The 19,226-nt window shown below is 45.1% G+C and carries 16 protein-coding genes; 3 read left to right on the forward strand and 13 right to left on the reverse strand.

Annotated elements, in window-relative coordinates; genetic code table 11:
• Positions 1-105 precede the first annotated feature (105 nt).
• The 8 genes from gltA to G5B06_RS02115 form a co-directional block, all read right to left on the reverse strand.
• The gene (gene gltA, locus G5B06_RS02080; protein WP_173761724.1) at positions 106-1,500 is read right to left on the reverse strand and encodes an NADPH-dependent glutamate synthase; all 1,395 of its coding nucleotides are present in this window, start codon (positions 1,498-1,500) and stop codon (positions 106-108) included.
• Complete coding sequence (locus tag G5B06_RS02085) at positions 1,500-2,387, reverse strand: sulfide/dihydroorotate dehydrogenase-like FAD/NAD-binding protein (RefSeq protein WP_148448001.1); 888 nt, start codon at positions 2,385-2,387, stop codon at positions 1,500-1,502. Before G5B06_RS02085 ends, gltA begins: the two co-directional genes overlap by 1 nt.
• Positions 2,388-2,552: 165 nt before the next feature.
• Positions 2,553-3,266 carry a ClpP family protease gene (locus G5B06_RS02090; RefSeq protein WP_173761725.1) on the reverse strand — a complete coding sequence of 238 codons (714 nt, stop codon included), beginning with the start codon at positions 3,264-3,266 and terminating at the stop codon, positions 2,553-2,555.
• A gap of 66 nt (positions 3,267-3,332) precedes the next feature.
• Positions 3,333-4,076: a YebC/PmpR family DNA-binding transcriptional regulator gene (locus G5B06_RS02095; RefSeq protein WP_118064285.1), complete on the reverse strand. Its 744-nt coding sequence runs from the start codon at positions 4,074-4,076 to the stop codon at positions 3,333-3,335.
• A gap of 158 nt (positions 4,077-4,234) precedes the next feature.
• Complete coding sequence (locus G5B06_RS02100; protein ID WP_021977735.1) at positions 4,235-4,582, reverse strand: type II toxin-antitoxin system PemK/MazF family toxin; 348 nt, start codon at positions 4,580-4,582, stop codon at positions 4,235-4,237.
• 155 nt (positions 4,583-4,737) lie between these two features.
• Positions 4,738-5,907: an alanine racemase gene (gene alr, locus G5B06_RS02105; RefSeq protein ID WP_173761726.1), complete on the reverse strand. Its 1,170-nt coding sequence runs from the start codon at positions 5,905-5,907 to the stop codon at positions 4,738-4,740.
• Positions 5,904-7,421: an NAD(P)H-hydrate dehydratase gene (locus G5B06_RS02110; RefSeq protein ID WP_173761727.1), complete on the reverse strand. Its 1,518-nt coding sequence runs from the start codon at positions 7,419-7,421 to the stop codon at positions 5,904-5,906. Before G5B06_RS02110 ends, alr begins: the two co-directional genes overlap by 4 nt.
• Before the next feature lie 60 nt (positions 7,422-7,481).
• Positions 7,482-8,129: a redox-sensing transcriptional repressor Rex gene (locus G5B06_RS02115; RefSeq protein WP_148448011.1), complete on the reverse strand. Its 648-nt coding sequence runs from the start codon at positions 8,127-8,129 to the stop codon at positions 7,482-7,484.
• Between the two features lie 214 nt (positions 8,130-8,343).
• On the opposite strand from G5B06_RS02115, the gene G5B06_RS02120 reads away from it, so the two are divergent.
• Positions 8,344-10,260: an ABC-F family ATP-binding cassette domain-containing protein gene (locus tag G5B06_RS02120; protein WP_148448013.1), complete on the forward strand. Its 1,917-nt coding sequence runs from the start codon at positions 8,344-8,346 to the stop codon at positions 10,258-10,260.
• A gap of 38 nt (positions 10,261-10,298) precedes the next feature.
• Complete coding sequence (locus G5B06_RS02125; RefSeq protein ID WP_173761728.1) at positions 10,299-12,911, forward strand: YfhO family protein; 2,613 nt, start codon at positions 10,299-10,301, stop codon at positions 12,909-12,911.
• Here the strand turns inward: G5B06_RS02125 and G5B06_RS02130 are convergent.
• Entirely contained in the window at positions 12,906-13,679 is a 774-nt protein-coding gene (locus G5B06_RS02130) for an inositol monophosphatase family protein (protein ID WP_148448017.1), read from the reverse strand. The genes G5B06_RS02125 and G5B06_RS02130 overlap by 6 nt on opposite strands.
• 20 nt (positions 13,680-13,699) lie before the next feature.
• Positions 13,700-14,569, reverse strand: a complete 870-nt coding sequence (locus G5B06_RS02135) for a pyridoxamine kinase (protein WP_243278968.1) — start codon at positions 14,567-14,569, stop codon at positions 13,700-13,702.
• 89 nt (positions 14,570-14,658) lie between these two features.
• Between G5B06_RS02135 and G5B06_RS02140 the strand changes: the two genes are divergently transcribed.
• Entirely contained in the window at positions 14,659-15,996 is a 1,338-nt protein-coding gene (locus G5B06_RS02140) for a PLP-dependent aminotransferase family protein (RefSeq protein ID WP_148448020.1), read from the forward strand.
• Positions 15,997-16,021: 25 nt separating this feature from the next.
• Here the strand turns inward: G5B06_RS02140 and G5B06_RS02145 are convergent, their stop codons facing one another.
• The 3 genes from G5B06_RS02145 to cobD are packed head-to-tail and all read right to left on the reverse strand — an operon-like array spanning position 16,022 to position 19,223.
• Positions 16,022-16,663: a precorrin-8X methylmutase gene (locus G5B06_RS02145; RefSeq protein WP_148448022.1), complete on the reverse strand. Its 642-nt coding sequence runs from the start codon at positions 16,661-16,663 to the stop codon at positions 16,022-16,024.
• Between the two features lie 2 nt (positions 16,664-16,665).
• Positions 16,666-18,186, reverse strand: a complete 1,521-nt coding sequence (locus G5B06_RS02150; protein WP_148448024.1) for a cobyric acid synthase — start codon at positions 18,184-18,186, stop codon at positions 16,666-16,668.
• A complete protein-coding gene (gene cobD, locus G5B06_RS02155; protein WP_148448026.1) occupies positions 18,171-19,223 on the reverse strand; it encodes a threonine-phosphate decarboxylase CobD in 1,053 nt (350 codons plus the stop codon). The genes G5B06_RS02150 and cobD overlap by 16 nt, the downstream gene beginning before the upstream one ends.
• Positions 19,224-19,226: the final 3 nt, after the last annotated feature.

Genomic DNA, 19,226 nt, shown 5'->3' on the forward strand with positions numbered 1-19,226 from the left:
TCAAACAAATGTTCTTTTTCTTAAAATTATAATTGTATATACAAAAAACTTCCGGTTACTGTGAATCAGCAACCGGAAGCCTGGATCTAAAAACGAATCTTCTTTTTATTTGTTTTTCAGATATTCGTCGATACCTCTTGCACCAGCTTTACCTGCACCCATAGCAAGGATTACAGTAGCTGCACCTGTAACGGCATCACCACCGGCATATACGCCGTCCTTGGATGTCTTACCGGTTTCTTCCTCGGCAACGATACATCTTCTCTTGTTGATATCAAGGCCTTTTGTTGTGGAAGAGATCAGCGGGTTCGGTGAAGTACCAAGGGACATGATAACAGTATCTACGTCCATCTCATACTCGGAACCAGGAATCTCTACCGGGCGTCTTCTTCCGGAAGCATCCGGCTCGCCAAGCTCCATCTTGACAACCTTCATACCATTTACATGGCCGTTCTCATCTACAAGGATCTCCTTCGGATTGGTAAGAAGATCAAAGATGATACCCTCTTCCTTAGCGTGATGAACTTCCTCTGCTCGTGCAGGAAGCTCTGCCTCACTTCTTCTGTATACGATATGTACCTCAGCGCCAAGTCTCAGAGCTGTTCTTGCAGCATCCATAGCAACGTTACCACCGCCGACAACTGCAACTTTCTTGCCTGCTGCGATCGGTGTATCGTAGGAATCATCGAATGCTTTCATGAGGTTACTTCTTGTCAGGTACTCGTTTGCGGAGAATACACCACTTGCATTCTCACCCGGGATACCCATGAACATCGGAAGACCTGCACCGGAACCGATGAATACGGCCTCAAATCCCTCTTCCTCGATCAGCTGGTCGATGGTTGTAGATTTACCGATGACAACGTTTGTCTCGAATTTAACACCAAGCTCTTTAACTTTCTCGATCTCTTTCTTAACGACTTTCTGTTTTGGAAGACGGAACTCCGGAATACCATAAACAAGAACACCGCCAAGCTCATGAAGAGCCTCGAATACAGTTACATCGTATCCTGCCTTTGCAAGGTCACCTGCACAGGTAAGTCCGGAAGGACCGGAACCGATGACTGCAACTTTATGTCCGTTCTTACCCTCTGCTCCTGCAGGTTTGATGTCATGCTCCAGAGCATAGTCAGCAACGAATCTCTCCAGTTTACCGATGGAAACAGCCTCACCTTTTTTACCACGGATACACTGTCCCTCACACTGGGATTCCTGTGGGCAGACACGGCCACAGATAGCTGGAAGTGCGGAAGATAATCCGATCACTTTGTAAGCTTCTTCCATGTTGCCCTCTTTGATATGTTCAATAAATCCAGGAATGTTGATGGATACCGGACATCCCTCTACACATTTCGGTTTCTTACATCCGAGACATCTCTGTGCCTCTTCCATTGCCTCTTCCTGATTATATCCAAGACATACTTCCTCGAAGTTTGTCGCACGTACCTTCGGATCCTGCTCTCTTACAGGAACTTTTTTTAACATTTTTGCATCTGCCATTACTTGTCACCTCCGCACTGTCCGCATCCACCGTGGTGGGTATCGCCTTCCTGAAGTTTCAGTAATGCACGTCCCTCCTGGGTCTTATACATCTGACTTCTCTTCATAGCCTGATCAAAGTCAACGAGATGTCCGTCGAACTCCGGTCCGTCTACACAGGCAAATTTAATCTCATCACCGACCTGAAGACGACAAGCGCCGCACATACCGGTTCCGTCAACCATGATCGGGTTCATGCTGACAATTGTGTGGATACCAAGTTTCTTGGTAAGAAGACAGACGAATTTCATCATGATCATCGGTCCGATTGCTACACAGACATCATAATGTTTGCCTTCGTTTGTTACAAGATCCTCAAGAGTCTTGGTTACCATACCAGAACGTCCATAAGAACCATCATCAGTTGTGACGTAGAGATTGGAAACAGCGCCGAGCTCTTTCTCAAGAATAACCATATCCTTTGTCTTGGAACCAAGGATAACATCTGCTGTGATACCGTGCTCATGAAGCCATTTAACCTGCGGATAAACAGGTGCGGTACCAACACCACCGGCAACGAATACCAGTTTCTTCTTCTTGAGTTCTTCGATATCTTCGTGTACGAACTCAGATGGACATCCGAGAGGTCCTACGAAGTCACGGAATGAATCTCCTTCTTTCAGTGCAGACATCTTAATTGTAGATGCTCCGATCTCCTGGAATACGATGGTAACTGTTCCAGCCTCGCGATCGTAATCGCAGATGGTAAGAGGAATTCTCTCACCCTTCTCGTCAAGTTTCACAATGATAAATTGTCCTGGCAGACAGTGGCTTGCCACACGTGGTGCATGCACAACCATAAGATGGATCTTAGCTGCCAACGTTTCAGCTTTTAAAACCTTATACATGGTCTTCCTCCTCGCGCAAATTATAAACCTCTATTAATAATACGCTAAAAATCTGCATATGGCAAGGGGAGATTTACAATTTCTGTCGATTTTCTTTACCACAGCACAGCGTAACCACGTTAGTTATGTTTAACCAATATAACCAAAAGCCACATAAAAAAGCGATCATTTCTGTGATTTTTTCTCTTCAATCAGGGCATACAGTTTGTCCAGGGCATCCCGGATCCCGCCGACTTCATCAATCACACCTTCCTTCACTGCCTGCTCTCCTTCCAGCATGGTTCCCACATCTTTTACCAGTTGGGAAGTATCCAGCATCAGTTCTTCCAGCCGTTCTTTGGTTATATCAGAATGCTTCGATACAAAGGCAGTGATACGGTCCTGGATTTTCTCCATATTGCGGTACGTCTGTGCCACACCGATGAACATCCCGTTCTGCCTCACCGGATGGATGACCATGGTAGCACTTGGCACGATAAAAGAATAGTCCGCGGAAACCGCCATGGGAACGCCTATGGAATGTCCGCCGCCCAGCACAAGGGAAACCGTGGGAATACTTAAAGACGCGATCATTTCCGCAATCGCCAACCCCGCTTCCACATCGCCACCAACTGTATTTAAAAGAATCAGAAGTCCTTCAATTTCCTCATCATCCTCGATCAGAGCCAGTTTTGGCAGTACATGTTCATATTTGGTGGTTTTACTGTGTGACGGGGCCGATTCATGACCTTCGATCTCCCCGATTACCGTCAGAAGTTCCACCTTATGTTTCCGGGAATTTCCATCCAGCACTACCTGTCCTGTTTCCTGGATCTGCTTGTCCTGGCTTTCTTCCCGATCCAGTTCCTTCTGTTTTCCCTCTTCTTTATTTTTTTCCATAAAAATACCTCCGGAATCTAAAATTCTGGAGGTATTATATGCAAAATATTATTTTCTATTCTAAGATCACTCGTCCCAGTTTGTCCATACGTCTGTAACGTCATCATCCTCATCAAGAAGATCCAGTGTTCTGTGGAGATCCTTGATAGCCTGGTCGTCGGTAAGTTCTACGTAAGTCTGCGGAATCATGGCGATCTGTGCTTCCATAAGCGGAATTCCGGCTTTCTCAAGAGCTTCACGTACAGCGCTGAAATCATCCGGATCTGTAAGGATCTCGAAGCTGTCCTCTTCCTCGCTGAAGTCCTCAGCACCTGCATCCAGAGCTGTCATCATCAGCTCGTCCGCATCCATCTCGCCGCACTCATCCTCAAGCTCTTCCTTGTCGATGATGATCTGGCCTTTCTGATCGAACATAAAGGATACACATCCCTGAGTTCCGATGCTTCCGTTACCCTTGGTAAAAGCGTTACGTACGTTACCTGCAGTACGGTTCTTATTATCTGTAAGAGTCTCTACGATAATGGCAACACCGTTCGGGCCATATCCTTCGTATACAGCTTTCTCGTAGCTGTCTGCGGAGTCAGCACCTGCTGCCTTCTTGATTCCACGGTCGATGGTATCGTTCGGCATGTTGTTTGCTTTTGCTTTTGCAATGACATCACGAAGTTTGCTGTTGTTTGCAGGATCCGGGCCGCCGGCCTTTACTGCCATAACGATCTCACGGCCGATGACTGTGAAGATCTTACCCTTCTTGGCATCATTTTTCTCTTTCTTATGTTTGATGTTGGCAAATTTTGAATGTCCTGACATGTTATCTTCCTCTCCTTGTTACCGTATATTTTCTTTCGTGCCCCTGCCTGTTACAAAGGTACCGTTTTACATAATTGCAACTCGGTTAAATATAGCACTTATGGAAGATTTCGTCAAGAATCAGAATCCAAACCTGTCAAAAATCCCATGAAATTGCCCTAAAATGTAAGCTCCAGGCTGATTTCAAGTGCATGATTTACCTTATCAAGCATGACACTGTCCAGATGACACACCTTATCTTTCAGCCGCCGCTTATCAATGGTACGAAGCTGTTCCAGAAGAATTACGGAATCCTTCTCAATTCCATAGGCAGATGCATCAATTTCAATATGTGTCGGCAGTTTCGCCTTGTTCATTTTTGATGTAATGGCCGCGCAGATCACAGTAGGGCTGTGCCGGTTGCCCACATCGTTCTGAATAATCAGTACCGGCCGGATACCGCCCTGTTCACTGCCTACTACAGGCCTTAAGTCCGCATAAAAAATATCCCCTCTTTTTATAACCACACAATTCACACTCCGATTCTGGTCCGGCTTATTTATAAGCCGTATTCCTTTTTACAGATAAGTATTTCCATAATTTCCTTGTGTATACCATGAGTGGTACTTTTTTATCGGTCTTACGCCTGATCCGGGTTTTCTGTCACCCGAAATTTACTGATTTACTGAAAAAAGCTCTCTTCTTCTCCGCATTCTTTTCCGTCTTTAATATAAACCCTCGGAACACGTTTGCTGATCTCACAGACAAACTCGTAGGAAAATCTTCCAGAAAGATCTCCCAGTGTTTCCACACTGATAAATTCTTCTCCGTCTCTTCCCATCAGTGTTACCTCATCTCCGGCTTTTACCTCAGGAATATCCGTAACATCTACCATAAACTGATCCATACATACGCGTCCAAGAATAGGAGCTTTTTTGCCATGGATCAGAACCCATCCTTTATTGGAAAGCTGTCTGGGATATCCGTCCGCATAGCCTACCGGAATGGTTGCCATTCTGGTAAAACGTTCTGTAACAAAAGTTCCACCATAACTTACCGCAGTTCCACGTTCCACATTTTTCACATAGGACACATGGCTTTTCAGTTCCATGGCTGGTGTCAGTTTTATCACATCCCGTTCCACCTCTTCCGACGGATAAATACCGTAAATGGTAATTCCCGCACGGACAACGTTAAGATTTGCCTCCGGCACACGGATAATTCCCGCACTGTTGGAACAGTGGCGTACCGGAATATGGACTCCTCTCTTTTCCAGAAGATCCGCAAAACGAAGATATCTGTCAAGCTGTACAAGTGCCGGAGAACGGTCAAACTCATCTGCTCTGGCAAAATGCGTAAACATTCCTTCAATTACAAGATTCGGAATTTTGGAAACTGCTTCAATCTTTACTGCATTTTCCGGAATATCCGCATATCCGATCCTTGTCATTCCTGTATCCAATGCCAGATGAATATGTACATTTTTTCCGATACGCTCTCCTGCCTTCGCATATTCCACTGCTGTATTCAGATCTGAAATGGTAATCCGGATGTCATTGGCAGCCAGCTCCTCATAATATTCTTCGAATACAATGCCAAGAATCAGGATTGGTTTGGTAACGCCTGCATGACGCAGTTCCAGCGCTTCTTCTGCCGTTGCTGTGGCAAAACCCCAGATATAATCATAATCGTGAATCAGATGTGCAATTGCTCTCGCACCATGGCCATAGCCATCCGCCTTGATCACTGCAATGATTTTTGTTCCTTCTTTCACATTTCTGTGCATTTCCTCAAAATTATGAGCAATGGCATCCAGAGATACCAGTGCCTTGACTCTCTCGTATTTTTTCATGATTTTGACTCCTCTTCACCTATCGCTAAAGCCTGGGGCAGATATTCAATGATATCGCCTGCCAGCATACTGCGCTTTCCTTTTTCAGCGGCTGCAAGATCGCCGCAAAGTCCGTGAAGATAAACACCTAACGCGGCCTTTAAAACCATGGAGGGATGTTCCTCCGTTTTCAGATACATACATAATACTCCTGCCAGAAGCCCGGAAAGCACATCTCCGCTTCCGGCAGTTGCCATACCGGAATTACCGGAAAGGTTCAAATACAGATCGCCTTTCCCATCTGTAATTACTGTACAGGCATCTTTCAGGACACATACGGTACCGGTTTCTTTCGCATAGTCCACTGCGGTCTGTGCAATTGTTCCCTGGATTTCCGATATGGTTCTTACACAAAGTCTGCTCATCTCACCGATATGCGGCGTCAGAATAACATTTTCACCCAGGAATTCCTTCCACTGAGGATGCATTGCCAGAAGATTCAGTCCGTCTGCATCCAGAATCAGTGGCTTTTTCTCCCGGGCGGCTGCCGTAAGAAACCACTGTTCTCTCTCACGGCTGGCCCCCGATGTTCCCAGTCCCGGTCCAATCACAAGGATATCACACCAGGAAAGAAGCTGTTCGTTGGATTCCTCATCAAACCGGGTGCATACCATAGCCTCCGGAAGAAGAATCTGCAATGGAATCCTGTTTTCTTCTACTGTCTGAATTTTTACCATTCCCGCCCCGGCATGAAGAGCAGCACTGGCGCTTAAATAAGCAGCCCCGCACATTCCCTCGCTTCCGGCAACAAATAGAATTTTTCCAAAAGTTCCCTTATTTCCGCCGGGATCACGCTCCGGAAACAGTTTCAGGTCTTCCTGCTCCAGACAACATGCAGATGCCTTTACAGCTTCCTGCTCATAGATTCCGATATCAGCGGTAACAATCTTTCCTGCATACAATCTGCCCGGATAAAAGCAAAGTCCTCTTTTCCGGTAACCAAACGTAACAGTCAGATCCGCGCTGAAGGCAATTCCCATTTCCAGGCCTGTATCTCCGTTTACTCCTGATGGGATGTCAACAGCGATCTTTTTTGCCCGGGCACTGTTCATCTCATGAATAACTTCCGCATAATGTCCCTCGATCGGACGCACCAGGCCTACGCCAAACACGGCATCTACTATAGTAGTATATTCACTCCAGTCCGGGTTATTCACTTCCGGGACCTGATATCCTGTGGCAATTTTATACTGAAGCACCGTTTCTCTGGTCATTTTGTCTTTGTTTCCGACCATGCAGAATTCTGCCCGGATTCCCTTCAGATAAAGCAGTCTGGCAACGGCAATACCATCGCCTCCGTTATTGCCGCTTCCGCATACAACCAGTATTCTTTCATTTTTTTCGAGATATTTCTCTATTTCTTCTACTACTTTCAGTGCTGCCCGCTCCATCAGAACTTCTGATGCCACTCCGATATGATGAATGGTGGCACCATCCAGCTTCTTCATCTCCTCGCAGGTAACAATTTTTTTCATGCTGTGCCCTGCCTCCCCTCTTAATAGAGAAAGCTGCCGTTTCCGGCAGCTTAACACTTTCTACTTTTCCACATGCTCCTGCCTGTATTTACTCAGATTATAAGACAGTGTCATAAGACTTTCGGAAAGATGCACGTTCTCCACAATTACATCATCCGGTGTCTCCAGATCAAGATGTGCAAAATTCCAGATTGCTTTGATTCCGTTCTCCACCAGAATATCTGCCATTTCTTTGGCTTTGTTCTTCGGAAGAGTGAGAATTGCAATCTCTACATTATTTTCTCTCAGGAAAAACGGAAGTTCACTGAGCATCTGAATCTCAAGTCCGCGGACTGCAATACCCTCAAGCACAGGATTTACATCAAAAATTCCCACCAGCTTGAAGCCACGTTTCTCAAAGTCCACATAATTGGCAAGTGCCTGTCCCAGATTACCGGCACCTAAAATGATCATCGGATGAACGATGTCCAATCCGAGAATTTTACCAATTTCCGTATAAAGATAATGTACATTATAGCCATACCCCTGCTGCCCGAAACCGCCGAAATTATTGAGATCCTGACGAATCTGGGAAGCTGTGGTATGCATCTTCTTACTTAATTCATTGGAAGAAATACGCTCCACATTGTCTTCCATCAGCTCTCCTAAGTAGCGGTAATAGCGTGGCAGACGCTTAATCACCGCTTTCGAGATTTGTTTTGTCTCCACGATAGTTCTCCTCCTTACCTTACACTAGGTTAATTATACCGAATTGACATTTTCCTGTCAATTAAAGTTGTGAGTTCTGTACAAATTTCTTCATATTTTTTTAAAAAAATGATTTTTTCTTTGAAATCCTGGCGGTTTCCGTTATAATAGGTGGAGGATTTTCCCTGTTTTATGACCAGACAGAGACAATTCTTTATACAGGAGGACAGTTTTTATGATTTTATCATGTCAGAATATATGCAAAGCCTTTGGCGAAAAAGTAATTTTAAATGACGCATCCTTCCACATTGAAGACCGGGAAAAAGCGGCCCTTATCGGATGCAATGGTGCAGGAAAAACAACCCTTCTTCGGATCATCATGCAGGAAATTTCCGCTGACTCCGGCAATGTTGTTCTTGCACGTGACAAAAATATCGGCTATCTGGCCCAGTATCAGGACATTCACGGGCACCATACAATTTATGAAGAACTTCTTACTACCAAGCAGCACATCATTGATATGGAACGCCGCATCCGTAATCTGGAGCAGGAAATGAACCATGTACAGGGCGAGGACCTGAACCGTCTGATGGAGACTTACACCCGTCTTACCCATCAGTTTGAACTGGAAAACGGTTATGCCTACAAAAGTGAACTGACCGGTGTTTTAAAGGGTCTTGGTTTTACAGAAGAGGATTTTGACAAACAGATCGAGACGCTTTCCGGAGGGCAGAAAACCCGTGTTGCCCTTGGCAAGATGCTTCTCTCCAAACCGGATATCCTGCTTCTGGATGAGCCTACCAACCACCTGGATATGGAAAGTATCTCATGGCTGGAAACCTACCTTCTGAATTATCCGGGAGCTGTATTTATTGTCTCCCATGACCGTTATTTCCTTGATAAAGTTGTCACAAAGGTAGTGGAAATTGAGGCCGGACAGACCCGTGTCTACAGTGGAAACTACTCTGCTTATGCTCTTAAAAAAGCCCAGCTACGCGATGCCCAGTACAAGGCATACTTAAATCAGCAGAGAGACATCAAACATCAGGAAGCAGTCATTGCCAAACTGAAGTCCTTTAACAGAGAAAAATCTATCAAACGTGCCGAAAGCCGTGAGAAGATGCTGGATCGTGTACAGCGTATCGAAAAACCTCTGGAAATTCAGGATCGTATGCGGATTTCCCTGGAACCCCGTGTATTAAGTGGAAACGATGTCCTGCATGTGGAGGAACTCTCCAAGGCATTTCCGGGACAGACTCTGTTCTCCGATATTTCTTTTGATATCAAACGTGGCGAACGTGTGGCACTGATCGGAAACAACGGAACCGGCAAAACTACCATGCTGAAAATTATCAATGGTCTTCTCGAAGCAGATGCCGGAAAATTTTCTCTTGGTTCCAAGGTGCAGATCGGTTATTATGACCAGGAACATCATGTTCTTCATATGGATAAGACTATTTTCCAGGAGATTTCCGATACGTATCCGACTCTTACAGAGACCGAAATCCGAAATATGCTTGCAGCATTTCTTTTTACCGGAGACGATGTATTTAAAGAAATCTCCGCACTTTCCGGTGGAGAACGAGGCCGTGTTTCCCTTGCCAAGCTGATGCTCTCCGAAGCCAATTTCCTGATTCTGGATGAGCCTACCAACCATCTGGATATCGCTTCCAAGGAAATCCTTGAAGAAGCACTGGTAAGTTACACCGGTACTGTCCTTTATGTCTCCCATGACCGTTATTTCATCAATCAGACCGCAACCAGGATCATGGAACTTACCAATCAGGCTGTGGTCAATTACATTGGCGATTATGATTACTATCTGGAGAAAAAAGAAGAACTGACCAGCGCCTATGCTCCGGGAATTGATTCTCCCGAGGCCCCTCAGGAAGAAAAAACGGTTTCCGAAAACAAACTTTCCTGGCAGCAGATGAAAGAAGAACAGGCGAAGAAACGAAAACGGGAAGCAGAACTGAAAAAAGTGGAAGCCCGCATTGAGGAACTGGAAACAAGAGATAAGGAAATTGACGATACCATGGTTCTCCCGGATGTCTGCACCAACGTGGCAGAATGTACCAAATTAAGCCGTGAAAAAGCTGCCATTTCGGAAGAACTGGAAGAACTTTATGAAAAATGGGAAGAGCTGGCCTGACGGCCAGCTCTGTTATAATCATCCCGGAGGAGGAACCTGTGAAAAAGAAGCGCATTTATTTTTCTGCATTTGGTCTTACTTTTGCAGTTTTACTGATTTTATTTATCACCTGTGGCTATGCCCCTTTTGGCAACAAATCACTGGCTGTGGATGATGCCAGCATTCAGTATCTGGATTTTTATGCTTATTTCAAGGATGTTCTGGCGCAGAAAAACAGCATTTTTTATACATTTGGAAAAACACTGGGAGGTACCAATATCGCTGTTTTCAGCTATTATCTTTCCTCCCCGTTTATGCTTCTGAGTGTCTTTTTTCCAAAAGAAAATCTCCATTCATTTTTTGACATCCTGGTACTGCTGAAATTATCTCTGGCTTCCATGACCTTCAGTATTTTTCTTGTAAACCGCTTCCGGAAATATCTGACAGAAAACACGGAATCTGCAAGAACTTTTTTTGTTGTCCTTTTATCCTGCTGTTACGGTCTTTGCCAGTATACCATTGCCCAGAGCAGTAATATCATGTGGATTGACGGTGTCTATCTTCTTCCGCTGATTCTTCTGGGAACCTATCAGATCATACATGGATCATCCATCTGGAAGCTTTCTGTCTGGGTGGCATTGTCGATTCTTTTTAACTGGTACAGCGGTGGTATCAACTGTGTATTTTCCGCCCTGTGGTTTCTTTTTGAACTTGCCTTATATTTTCTGGGATCATCAAGAAAATACAGCCATATTCCACGAAAAGCCCTGGTCATGATATTCCGTTATGGCCTCTCTATGTTTCTGGGGCTTATGTGCAGCGCGGTTCTGTTTTTACCCACTGTACTTGCCATGGGAAATTCCAACCGTGGTTCTCTGGACCTTGCAGCATTGAAGGATTTTTCTTTCGTCGGACAGCTTCCCACCATTCTGGAAAGTTACCACCTGGGCGCGCACAGTACTCCAAACAGTACTTCTCTGTTCTGTGGTACTCTGGTAATCCTGGCGGTTATTGCCCTTTTTCTTTCTTCTACGTTATCTGCACAGAAAAAAAGTATGCTGGCCTGTTTTCTTGCTGTCATAGCACTGATTTTTTACTGGAAACCTTTTTATATGGTATTTTCATTGTTCAAAACTGTGGAAAGTTACTGGTGCAGATATTCCTATGTGGGAATTGCCGCTCTGATCTTTCTGGCTGCCTGTTTTTATCTGATTTACTTGGATGACCATACCGCAGTTCTTCTTTCCAGAGGATGGATCATTTTTTCGGTTCTTCTGTTTTTTCTGGATAATATTCACCCCGGTGAACATACATCAAAAATCTATCTGACCGTTTTTTACGCTGCAGTTACCTTGATTTCTGTGAGACTTTTTATGTACAGCCGGAATTTCAAATCATGGAAAAAAGCAGTTATCACTCTGCTTTGTACAGGAATCATCCTTTCAGAACTGGCAGTTAACGCCAGCTTTCTGATGAATGATTACCATGCTGACGAAAACAGCCAGTACACCGCTTATTCTCTGGGTTCCCAGAAACAGATCGGCGAAATCAAGGAATCGGACAGTTCCATTTACCGGATTTCACAGACTTCCACAAAGATTCAGTACACTGACGGTGCAACTGCAAATTATAACGAAGCTCTGGCTTATAATTACCGTTCCATTTCCGGTTATACTTCCTCCCCGGACGATACGCAGAGAGAATTTCTGGAACGTATCGGTTACCGTGAAAACGGTCTGAATATGAACATTACCAACTCTCCTGTCATTGCTGCAGATGCTCTGCTGGGAGTAAAATATACCTTGTCTGCCTATCCCGTTAACGGACTGACAAAACTGGATTCTATAGAGGCGGAAAACGGAAAGTCCGTATACTGTAACCCGTCTGCACTGCCGATGGCTTTTCTCTATCATGACAATTCGGAATCTATACAGACTCCGCAGACCGATGACCCGTTTGTATACCAGAATTATCTGTACAGCATTCTGTGCGGACATCCGGTTTCTCTGTATCGGCCGTTATCCTATACCTGTTCTTCCAAAGGAGATTCCGATTCCGGCACTGACCAGGTATACACCCTTTCTGTTCCAGAGGGAAATTACGCACTATATGGAAACATACCCTGGGATTCCCCTATGGAAAATGCTTCTTTAAATGTAAATGACTCCTATATCAGCCGTTATTCCTGGTGGCTCAGTCCCTCAGCTTTTTATATTCCAGCAGCTTCCGAAGCCGCTTATGCAAAAGTTTCCATCCATTCAGACAATGGATATTTCATCCGGGATGGGGGCGAACAGTTTTACGCGCTGGATCTGGATGCCCTTGCCGCTGTTTCCAAGGAGATTTCAGGCAGAGCTGTGGAAGAGTTCCAGCTGGAAAACGGGCATGTTTCCGTTTCCTGTACTGCTGCTGATTCCAGCTCCCTGCTTTATCTATCCATCCCTTACGACAAAGGCTGGAAAATATACAGAAACGGCCAGCAGATTACTGCCGGCCTTCTGGATGACTGCATGTATTCTATTCCTCTGACAGAAGGGAAAAACCAGATCGAGCTTCGTTACATCTGCCCGGGAATCCGCGCCGGAATTCTTCTCTCTGTTTCCGGAATCCTGCTCACGCTGCTGATCTCCCTTTTTGAACACAAAAATCGGTTACAAAAAAATAAATTATAATTCTTTTAGAAGAATTTCCGCAAACTGCGGCGCACAGGCGAGGATGTCCTCATTTTTCAGATAGGACGGTTCCTCGCCTTTCCAGTTCTTCACAATACCGCCTGCTTCACGAAGAATAATGGTTCCCGCAGAATAATCCCAGGGTTTCAGGTCACGTTCAATATATCCATGCTCCCTTCCACAGGCAACATAACACATATCGAGTTCTGCAGATCCGGTACGACGGAAATCCGCACATTTCATAAAGATGTGATAAAAAATCGGAAAAAGATTTTTTGCTTCTTCTTTTGTGTAAGGAGTGGAGCCATAGGAAATTACCGCATCCCCAAAATCTTCGGTATCGGATACATGGATTCTCTTTCCATTGAGATAAGCGCCCTCTCCCTTGGCTCCGTGGAACAGTTCATCGGAAAACGGATTGTATACAATACCGAAAACAATCTCACCGTTTTCATAAAGTCCCAATGCAACTGCGCTCATATGAAAATCCAGAATAAGATTTGTAGTACCGTCAATAGGATCCAGAATCCAGTAAGTTTTTTCTCTGGAAAGTCCCAGGTTTTCTTTTTCTTCCGCGATCAGGGAAATCTCCGGAAATGCTTTTCCAAGTTCCTCTTTCAGAAAGTTCTGCACGGCCAGATCCACATTTGTCACATAGTTAGCAGCTCCCTTTACCATTACTTCTTCGTTATTCATCTCTTTTAAAATCAGTTCTTTTGTCTGTTTTACAAGAGCAATTACTTTTTTCTGTTCTTCTGCTGAAATCATGATTTTTCCCCTTTTCTTTATTATGAAAGTAACATACCTAGATGCGCTTCAAAGCATACCCCGTCATTACGGTCTGTTCCTTCTGATACTGCGTCTCTGATTGATGTGGAAATAAACTCCACCGCCATATGTGCACAGGTTTCCATAGAATATCCTTTCACCAGCCCGGCACTGAGCACTGACGCAAAAAGATCTCCGGTTCCGGAATAACTTCCACCGGATTTTTCGGCAAATACCCAGGAGACCTTCTCTTTTTCCAGGACAAGATTTCCCATTTTCGGTGTCTGGCTGTTTTCTCGGTAACTCACACCTGTAATCACCACTGCGGAAAGAGAAAATTCAAGAACAAGGCGCTGTCCGATCTCCTGGATTTTCTCCAGCCTTTCTGCCTCCGGCATAGTTTCCAGAACTTTCCATTTTTTCTCCATTTCTTCTTTTCCGTAAAGGAGCAGCAATGCCTCTGTAAGGTTTGGGGTAATTACATAGGAACGGCTGACCAGTTCGCGGAAACGGCTTCGAAGTCCCTCTGTATAAATCGGGTAGACTTCCCCGTCATCGCCCATTACCGGATCAGTAAGAATCAATGTCTCCTCACCGGCAAACAGATCCATAAATTTCAGGATCTTATCTGCCTGCTTTTCATCCGAGAGAAAACCTGTATAAATTCCATCCGGGATAAATCCCCGCTTTTTCCACTGTTCCATATATGGCGTCATCTGCCGAGTAAGATCCTCGCAGAAATAAGTTTCATATCCTGTCTGATTACTTAAAACAGCGGTAGGAAACGGGCATGCCTGCACTCCCATCACGGAGATTACTGGAATGGCTGCTGTCAGCGAGCATTTTCCCAGTCCGGAAAGATCATTGATCACGGCTATTTTCTTCATCATAATTCTCCAGTCTTGTGTTTTTTTCTGTATTATTATAGAATGAATTGTCAGGTTTACGCAATCATTTTTGGAAGGAAATTACCATACCTATGTTGAATATATCCGTAGAACACAAAAAAGAACACCTCTATCTGGAGGTTTATCATTATTACCGGAAGCTGATTCTGGAAAACCGTCTGCTCCCGGGCAGCAAGATGCCTTCACTCCGTAAATGTGCCCAGGAGCTGAAGCTGAGCCGTACCACCATCGAAAACGCATATCTTCAGCTTGCGGCAGATGGTTATATTATCGCCCGGGCACAGAGCGGTTATTACGTTACCGATATTGCAACCAAACAGCATCCTCCTGCTCCGGAAAAACATGCGGCAGACGTCCCTCCCTGTCTTTATGATTTCGCCTCCTCCGGCGTAGACCGGGAAAGTTTCCGCTTCGATCTCTGGCAGCGTTACATCAAAAGTGCACTCCGTCAGGGTGACCGTATGCTTTCCTACGGTGAACCCCAGGGGGAAAAAGATTTCCGGGAAGTTCTCGCCGATTATATCCGGGAACGCAGAAATGTGATCTGCTCTCCGGATGATATTGTTGTGGGCGCAGGCCTGCAGAGTCTTCTCCAGATTCTCTGCCCTCTGCTTCTGGAACAAAAAACCGTTTCTTTTCCCACCCCATCCTTTATTCAGGGAAGTACCATTTTTGAAGATTATGGATTTGATGTCCACTACAGGGATAAAAACTGTGATGTAATCTATGTTTCTCCTGCCCATATGACCAAATGGGGTGAAATCATGACTGTAAAACGCCGTCTGGAACTGATTCACCATGCACAGGCCAACGGCCACCTGATCATTGAAGATGATTTTGAAAATGAATTCGTTTATCTGCAGAAACCAACACCATCTCTTTTCGGTCTTTCCGGAGGCGAAAACGTTGTATACATCGGATCTTTTTCCAGACTTCTTCTTCCATCCATCCGTGTCAGCTTTATGGTACTTCCGCCCACCCTCCGGGAACGGTACCAAAAAAAAGCAGACTTTTACAACCAGACTGCTTCCAAGGCAGAACAGATTGCTCTCTGCCAGTTTATCCGTGACGGCCACCTGGTTTCCCAGACAAGAAAACTCCGCCGTCTGTATGCACAGAAACTGAAAGCCCTCTCCACTGCTGTCCGGGAAACCTTCGGTACAGACTGCCAGATCAAAACAGGGGCTGCCGGAACCAGTCTGGCTCTTACCATTCCCTGCACAATTTCAGGCAGCGAACTGAAAAAAAAAGCACGTGAAAAAGGCCTCCGTCTGGAAATTCTGAAGGAAACCCCGGAAGATATCACACTGGTTCTTTCCTGTTCTTCCATTCCTGTAAAAGATTTCCTGCCTGCATGTCAGCTTCTGAAAAGTGTTGTGGAAAAAAACGCCTCCGCTGCCTGTTTTTAACAGTTGCGGAGGCGTTTTTACATTCTTAATCTCTTCGGTTATCAATCATATAAAGCAGTGCATTTACAATACACGCCGCAATATTGCTTCCACCCTTTCGTCCTTTTGCCACAATATACGGAACATCTGCATGCATAATCAGTTCCTTTGACTGTACCACATTTACAAAGCCTACCGGTACGCCAATAATCAGTTCCGGAGAAAGTTTTCCATCCTCAATCAGTTCATAGAGACGAACCAGGGCAGTTGGTGCGTTTCCAATAGCAAAAATCAGCTTCTCATCCATCTCGGCAGCTTTATCCATACTGGCTGTAGCTCTTGTGGTTCCGTTTTTCTTTGCCAGAGCTGCCACATCCTCATCGGACATGAAACAATATGCCTCACCGCCGTAACGCGCAAGAGCACGTTTGTTGATGCCTGCTTTTGCCATCTGCGTATCTGTAACAATGCACGCACCATTTCGGATCGCTTCCATTGCCTTTTCTACCGCACCCTCAGAAAAACAGAGATTTTTTGCATAATCAAAATCCGCACTTGTATGAATACAGCGTTTTACAATCAGCTCTGTTCCCGGAATCAGAGGAGTGTCTCCCAATTCTTCGGTAATGATCTCAAAACTTCTTTTTTCGATCTCCATGGGTTTTACATTTTCAAGCTCAACTTTCATTTTTATTCGTCCTCCGTAATCCCGTTTTCCAGTATCTCATAGATTTTTTTCATATCCAGATGTTTTCTAAGCTCTGCCGCCAGGATATCATACTGCTGCTCTTTAAATGCGGCAAAATCCACTCCTGTCATATTTTCCACATCAATGCCCTTTTTCTCACCGATCACACGGATAATCGCCTCTGCAGATGCCTCTTTATCAAAGACTCCATGTATATAGGTTCCGCACACATTTCCGGAAAAAGCGCCTTCCTCTTTGGTCTCACCACTGACACTGTCCGTAATTTTTGTGGCTGTACCCGCATCTTCCTTTCGAATACTCTCTCCCATATGGATCTCATAACCTTCAATTTCTGCTCCGGAAAGAGGTGCAAACACACCGGAAAGCTGTCCAAACTGTCCGTGAACCCTTGTCCTTGTTTTCTTTTCCGCAAATATGGTATCCATGGGAAGAAGGCCCATTCCCTTCATGGAGCCGCCATTTTCCACTCCATGAGGATCGCTTAAAGTTTCTCCCAGCATCTGATAACCACCACAGACACCAAAAATCAGCTTTCCTCTGGAAGCCTCTTTCAGAACTGCCGCTTCCATTCCGCTTTCCCTCATCCAGATCAGATCGCCCATCGTGTTCTTGGTTCCCGGAAGAATAATCATATCCGGAGAATGGAGATCTCTTGGATGTTTCACATAGCGAAGTGAAACGCCCGGAATGCTTTCGAAAGGATTGAAATCTGTGAAATTGGAAATCCTAGGAGTTCGAATCACCGCGATATCAATCACACCGGCTTCCTGTTTTCTGTCAAAGCGTTCCGTAAGGCTGTCCTCATCTTCTACCTGAATATCCAAATATGGAGCCACTCCCACAACCGGAATTTTGCTTCTCTCTTCCAGCATCGCAACACCAGGATCCAGAATGGTCTTATCCCCACGGAATTTGTTGATGATCAGGCCTTTCACCATAGCCTTTTCATCTTCTTCCAGAAGTTCCACCGTACCGATCAGCTGTGCGAAAACGCCACCACGGTCAATGTCACCTACAAGAAGAACCGGCGCCTTGGCCATCTTTGCCATTCCCATGTTTACAATGTCCTCATCCTTGAGATTGATCTCTGCCGGACTTCCCGCACCTTCGATTACAATGATATCATTTTCTGCCGCAAGGGCATTGTAAGCTTTCATTACATCCGGAACCAGTGTCTTTTTATATTTAAAATAATCTCTGGCACTCATGGTTCCAAGAACTTCTCCGTTAACAATTACCTGGGAACCTACATCATTGGTTGGCTTCAGAAGAATTGGATTCATCAGTACCGATGGCTTGATCCCGGCTGCTTCTGCCTGCATGACCTGGGCACGTCCCATTTCAAGCCCATCCTCTGTAATAAAAGAATTCAGGGCCATATTCTGTGATTTAAAAGGAGCCACTTTATAGCCATCCTGCTTAAAAATTCTGCAAAGCCCTGCTGCCAGCAGACTTTTTCCGGCATTGGACATGGTTCCCTGTACCATTATTGCTTTTGCCATAATATACCTCCCTCAAGTACCTGGATCAGTTTTACATTTTCCTCATGGCGCTTTACCGCAATCCTGTAAAAGCCTTTGGTGAGCCCCGGATAATTGCTGCAGTCCCGGATCAGGATGCGTTTCCGAAGACAGAACTCATACAGTTCTTCCGGCCCTTTAAAGAAAATATAATTTGCTTCCGACGGAAATACTTTATACCCAATGCGGGTCATCTCATTTTTCAGCCATTGTGACTCCCGAAAAACAAGCTGTCTTCCTTCCTCTACATATTTTGTCTCTGTCAGTGCCTGGATTCCCGCAGCCTGCGCCATGGTGGAAACATTCCAGGGCTGAACATGAAGTTCCATTTTCTCCATCAGTTTCCGGTTGGAACAAAGCCCATATCCCAGCCGCACGCCGGCCATGGCATATCTCTTTGTAAATGCTTTCAGTATAAAAAGATTGTTAAATCCCGAAAGTGACCGTTTCAGAGAATATTCCTCCGGTTCTTTCACAAAATCCAAAAAACATTCGTCTACCACCAGAAGAATCCCAAGTTTTCTGCACTTTTCCAGAATCCGTTTCAGAAGCCTGTGAGGAATCAGCATACCGGTGGGATTATTCGGATTGCATAAAAATGCCATATCCAGTCCTTTGTGAAGAATATCCAGATAAGACTCCCCCAGCACAAAACCTTCATTTTCCGTCAGCATATAATATTCCAGTTTACAATCCGTGCTCTCCAGTGCCTGTCCGTATTCTGCAAAAGTCGGCGCGGGAAGCAGCGCCTTTTTGGGTTTTACCGCACGGCAGAGGGTAAAAATCACTTCTGCCGCACCATTTCCACAGACAATTTCTTCTTTTTTTACGCCTTCATATTCTGCAATCTTTTCCCGAAGAAGATCACAGCCTACCTGAGGATACTGTGCAATATGATCCAGACTGCCGATAATCGCCTGTTTTACGCTTTCCGGTGTTCCCAGAGGATTCAGATTCGCTGAAAAATCAAGGCAGTCTTTATGTCTGTATACATCTCCTCCATGTACGTGTTTTGTCATTGG

It is taken from the genome of Blautia luti, assembly GCF_013304735.1.
In the GTDB taxonomy this organism is placed as follows: domain Bacteria; phylum Bacillota; class Clostridia; order Lachnospirales; family Lachnospiraceae; genus Blautia_A.

Bases quoted from the DNA above. Each gene is read 5' to 3' on its own strand.
- cobD (WP_148448026.1), bottom strand. From the start codon at position 19,223: ATGACAAAACACGTACATGGAGGAGATGTATACAGACATAAAGACTGC.
- alr (WP_173761726.1), bottom strand. From the start codon at position 5,907: ATGAAAAAATACGAGAGAGTCAAGGCACTGGTATCTCTGGATGCCATT.
- G5B06_RS02090 (WP_173761725.1), bottom strand. From the start codon at position 3,266: ATGGAAAAAAATAAAGAAGAGGGAAAACAGAAGGAACTGGATCGGGAA.
- G5B06_RS02130 (WP_148448017.1), bottom strand. From the start codon at position 13,679: ATGATTTCAGCAGAAGAACAGAAAAAAGTAATTGCTCTTGTAAAACAG.
- G5B06_RS02120 (WP_148448013.1), top strand. From the start codon at position 8,344: ATGATTTTATCATGTCAGAATATATGCAAAGCCTTTGGCGAAAAAGTA.
- G5B06_RS02095 (WP_118064285.1), bottom strand. From the start codon at position 4,076: ATGTCAGGACATTCAAAATTTGCCAACATCAAACATAAGAAAGAGAAA.
- G5B06_RS02145 (WP_148448022.1), bottom strand. From the start codon at position 16,663: ATGAAAGTTGAGCTTGAAAATGTAAAACCCATGGAGATCGAAAAAAGA.
- G5B06_RS02150 (WP_148448024.1), bottom strand. From the start codon at position 18,186: ATGGCAAAAGCAATAATGGTACAGGGAACCATGTCCAATGCCGGAAAA.
- G5B06_RS02085 (WP_148448001.1), bottom strand. From the start codon at position 2,387: ATGTATAAGGTTTTAAAAGCTGAAACGTTGGCAGCTAAGATCCATCTT.
- G5B06_RS02135 (WP_243278968.1), bottom strand. From the start codon at position 14,569: ATGATGAAGAAAATAGCCGTGATCAATGATCTTTCCGGACTGGGAAAA.
- gltA (WP_173761724.1), bottom strand. From the start codon at position 1,500: ATGGCAGATGCAAAAATGTTAAAAAAAGTTCCTGTAAGAGAGCAGGAT.
- G5B06_RS02110 (WP_173761727.1), bottom strand. From the start codon at position 7,421: ATGAAAAAAATTGTTACCTGCGAGGAGATGAAGAAGCTGGATGGTGCC.
- G5B06_RS02140 (WP_148448020.1), top strand. From the start codon at position 14,659: ATGTTGAATATATCCGTAGAACACAAAAAAGAACACCTCTATCTGGAG.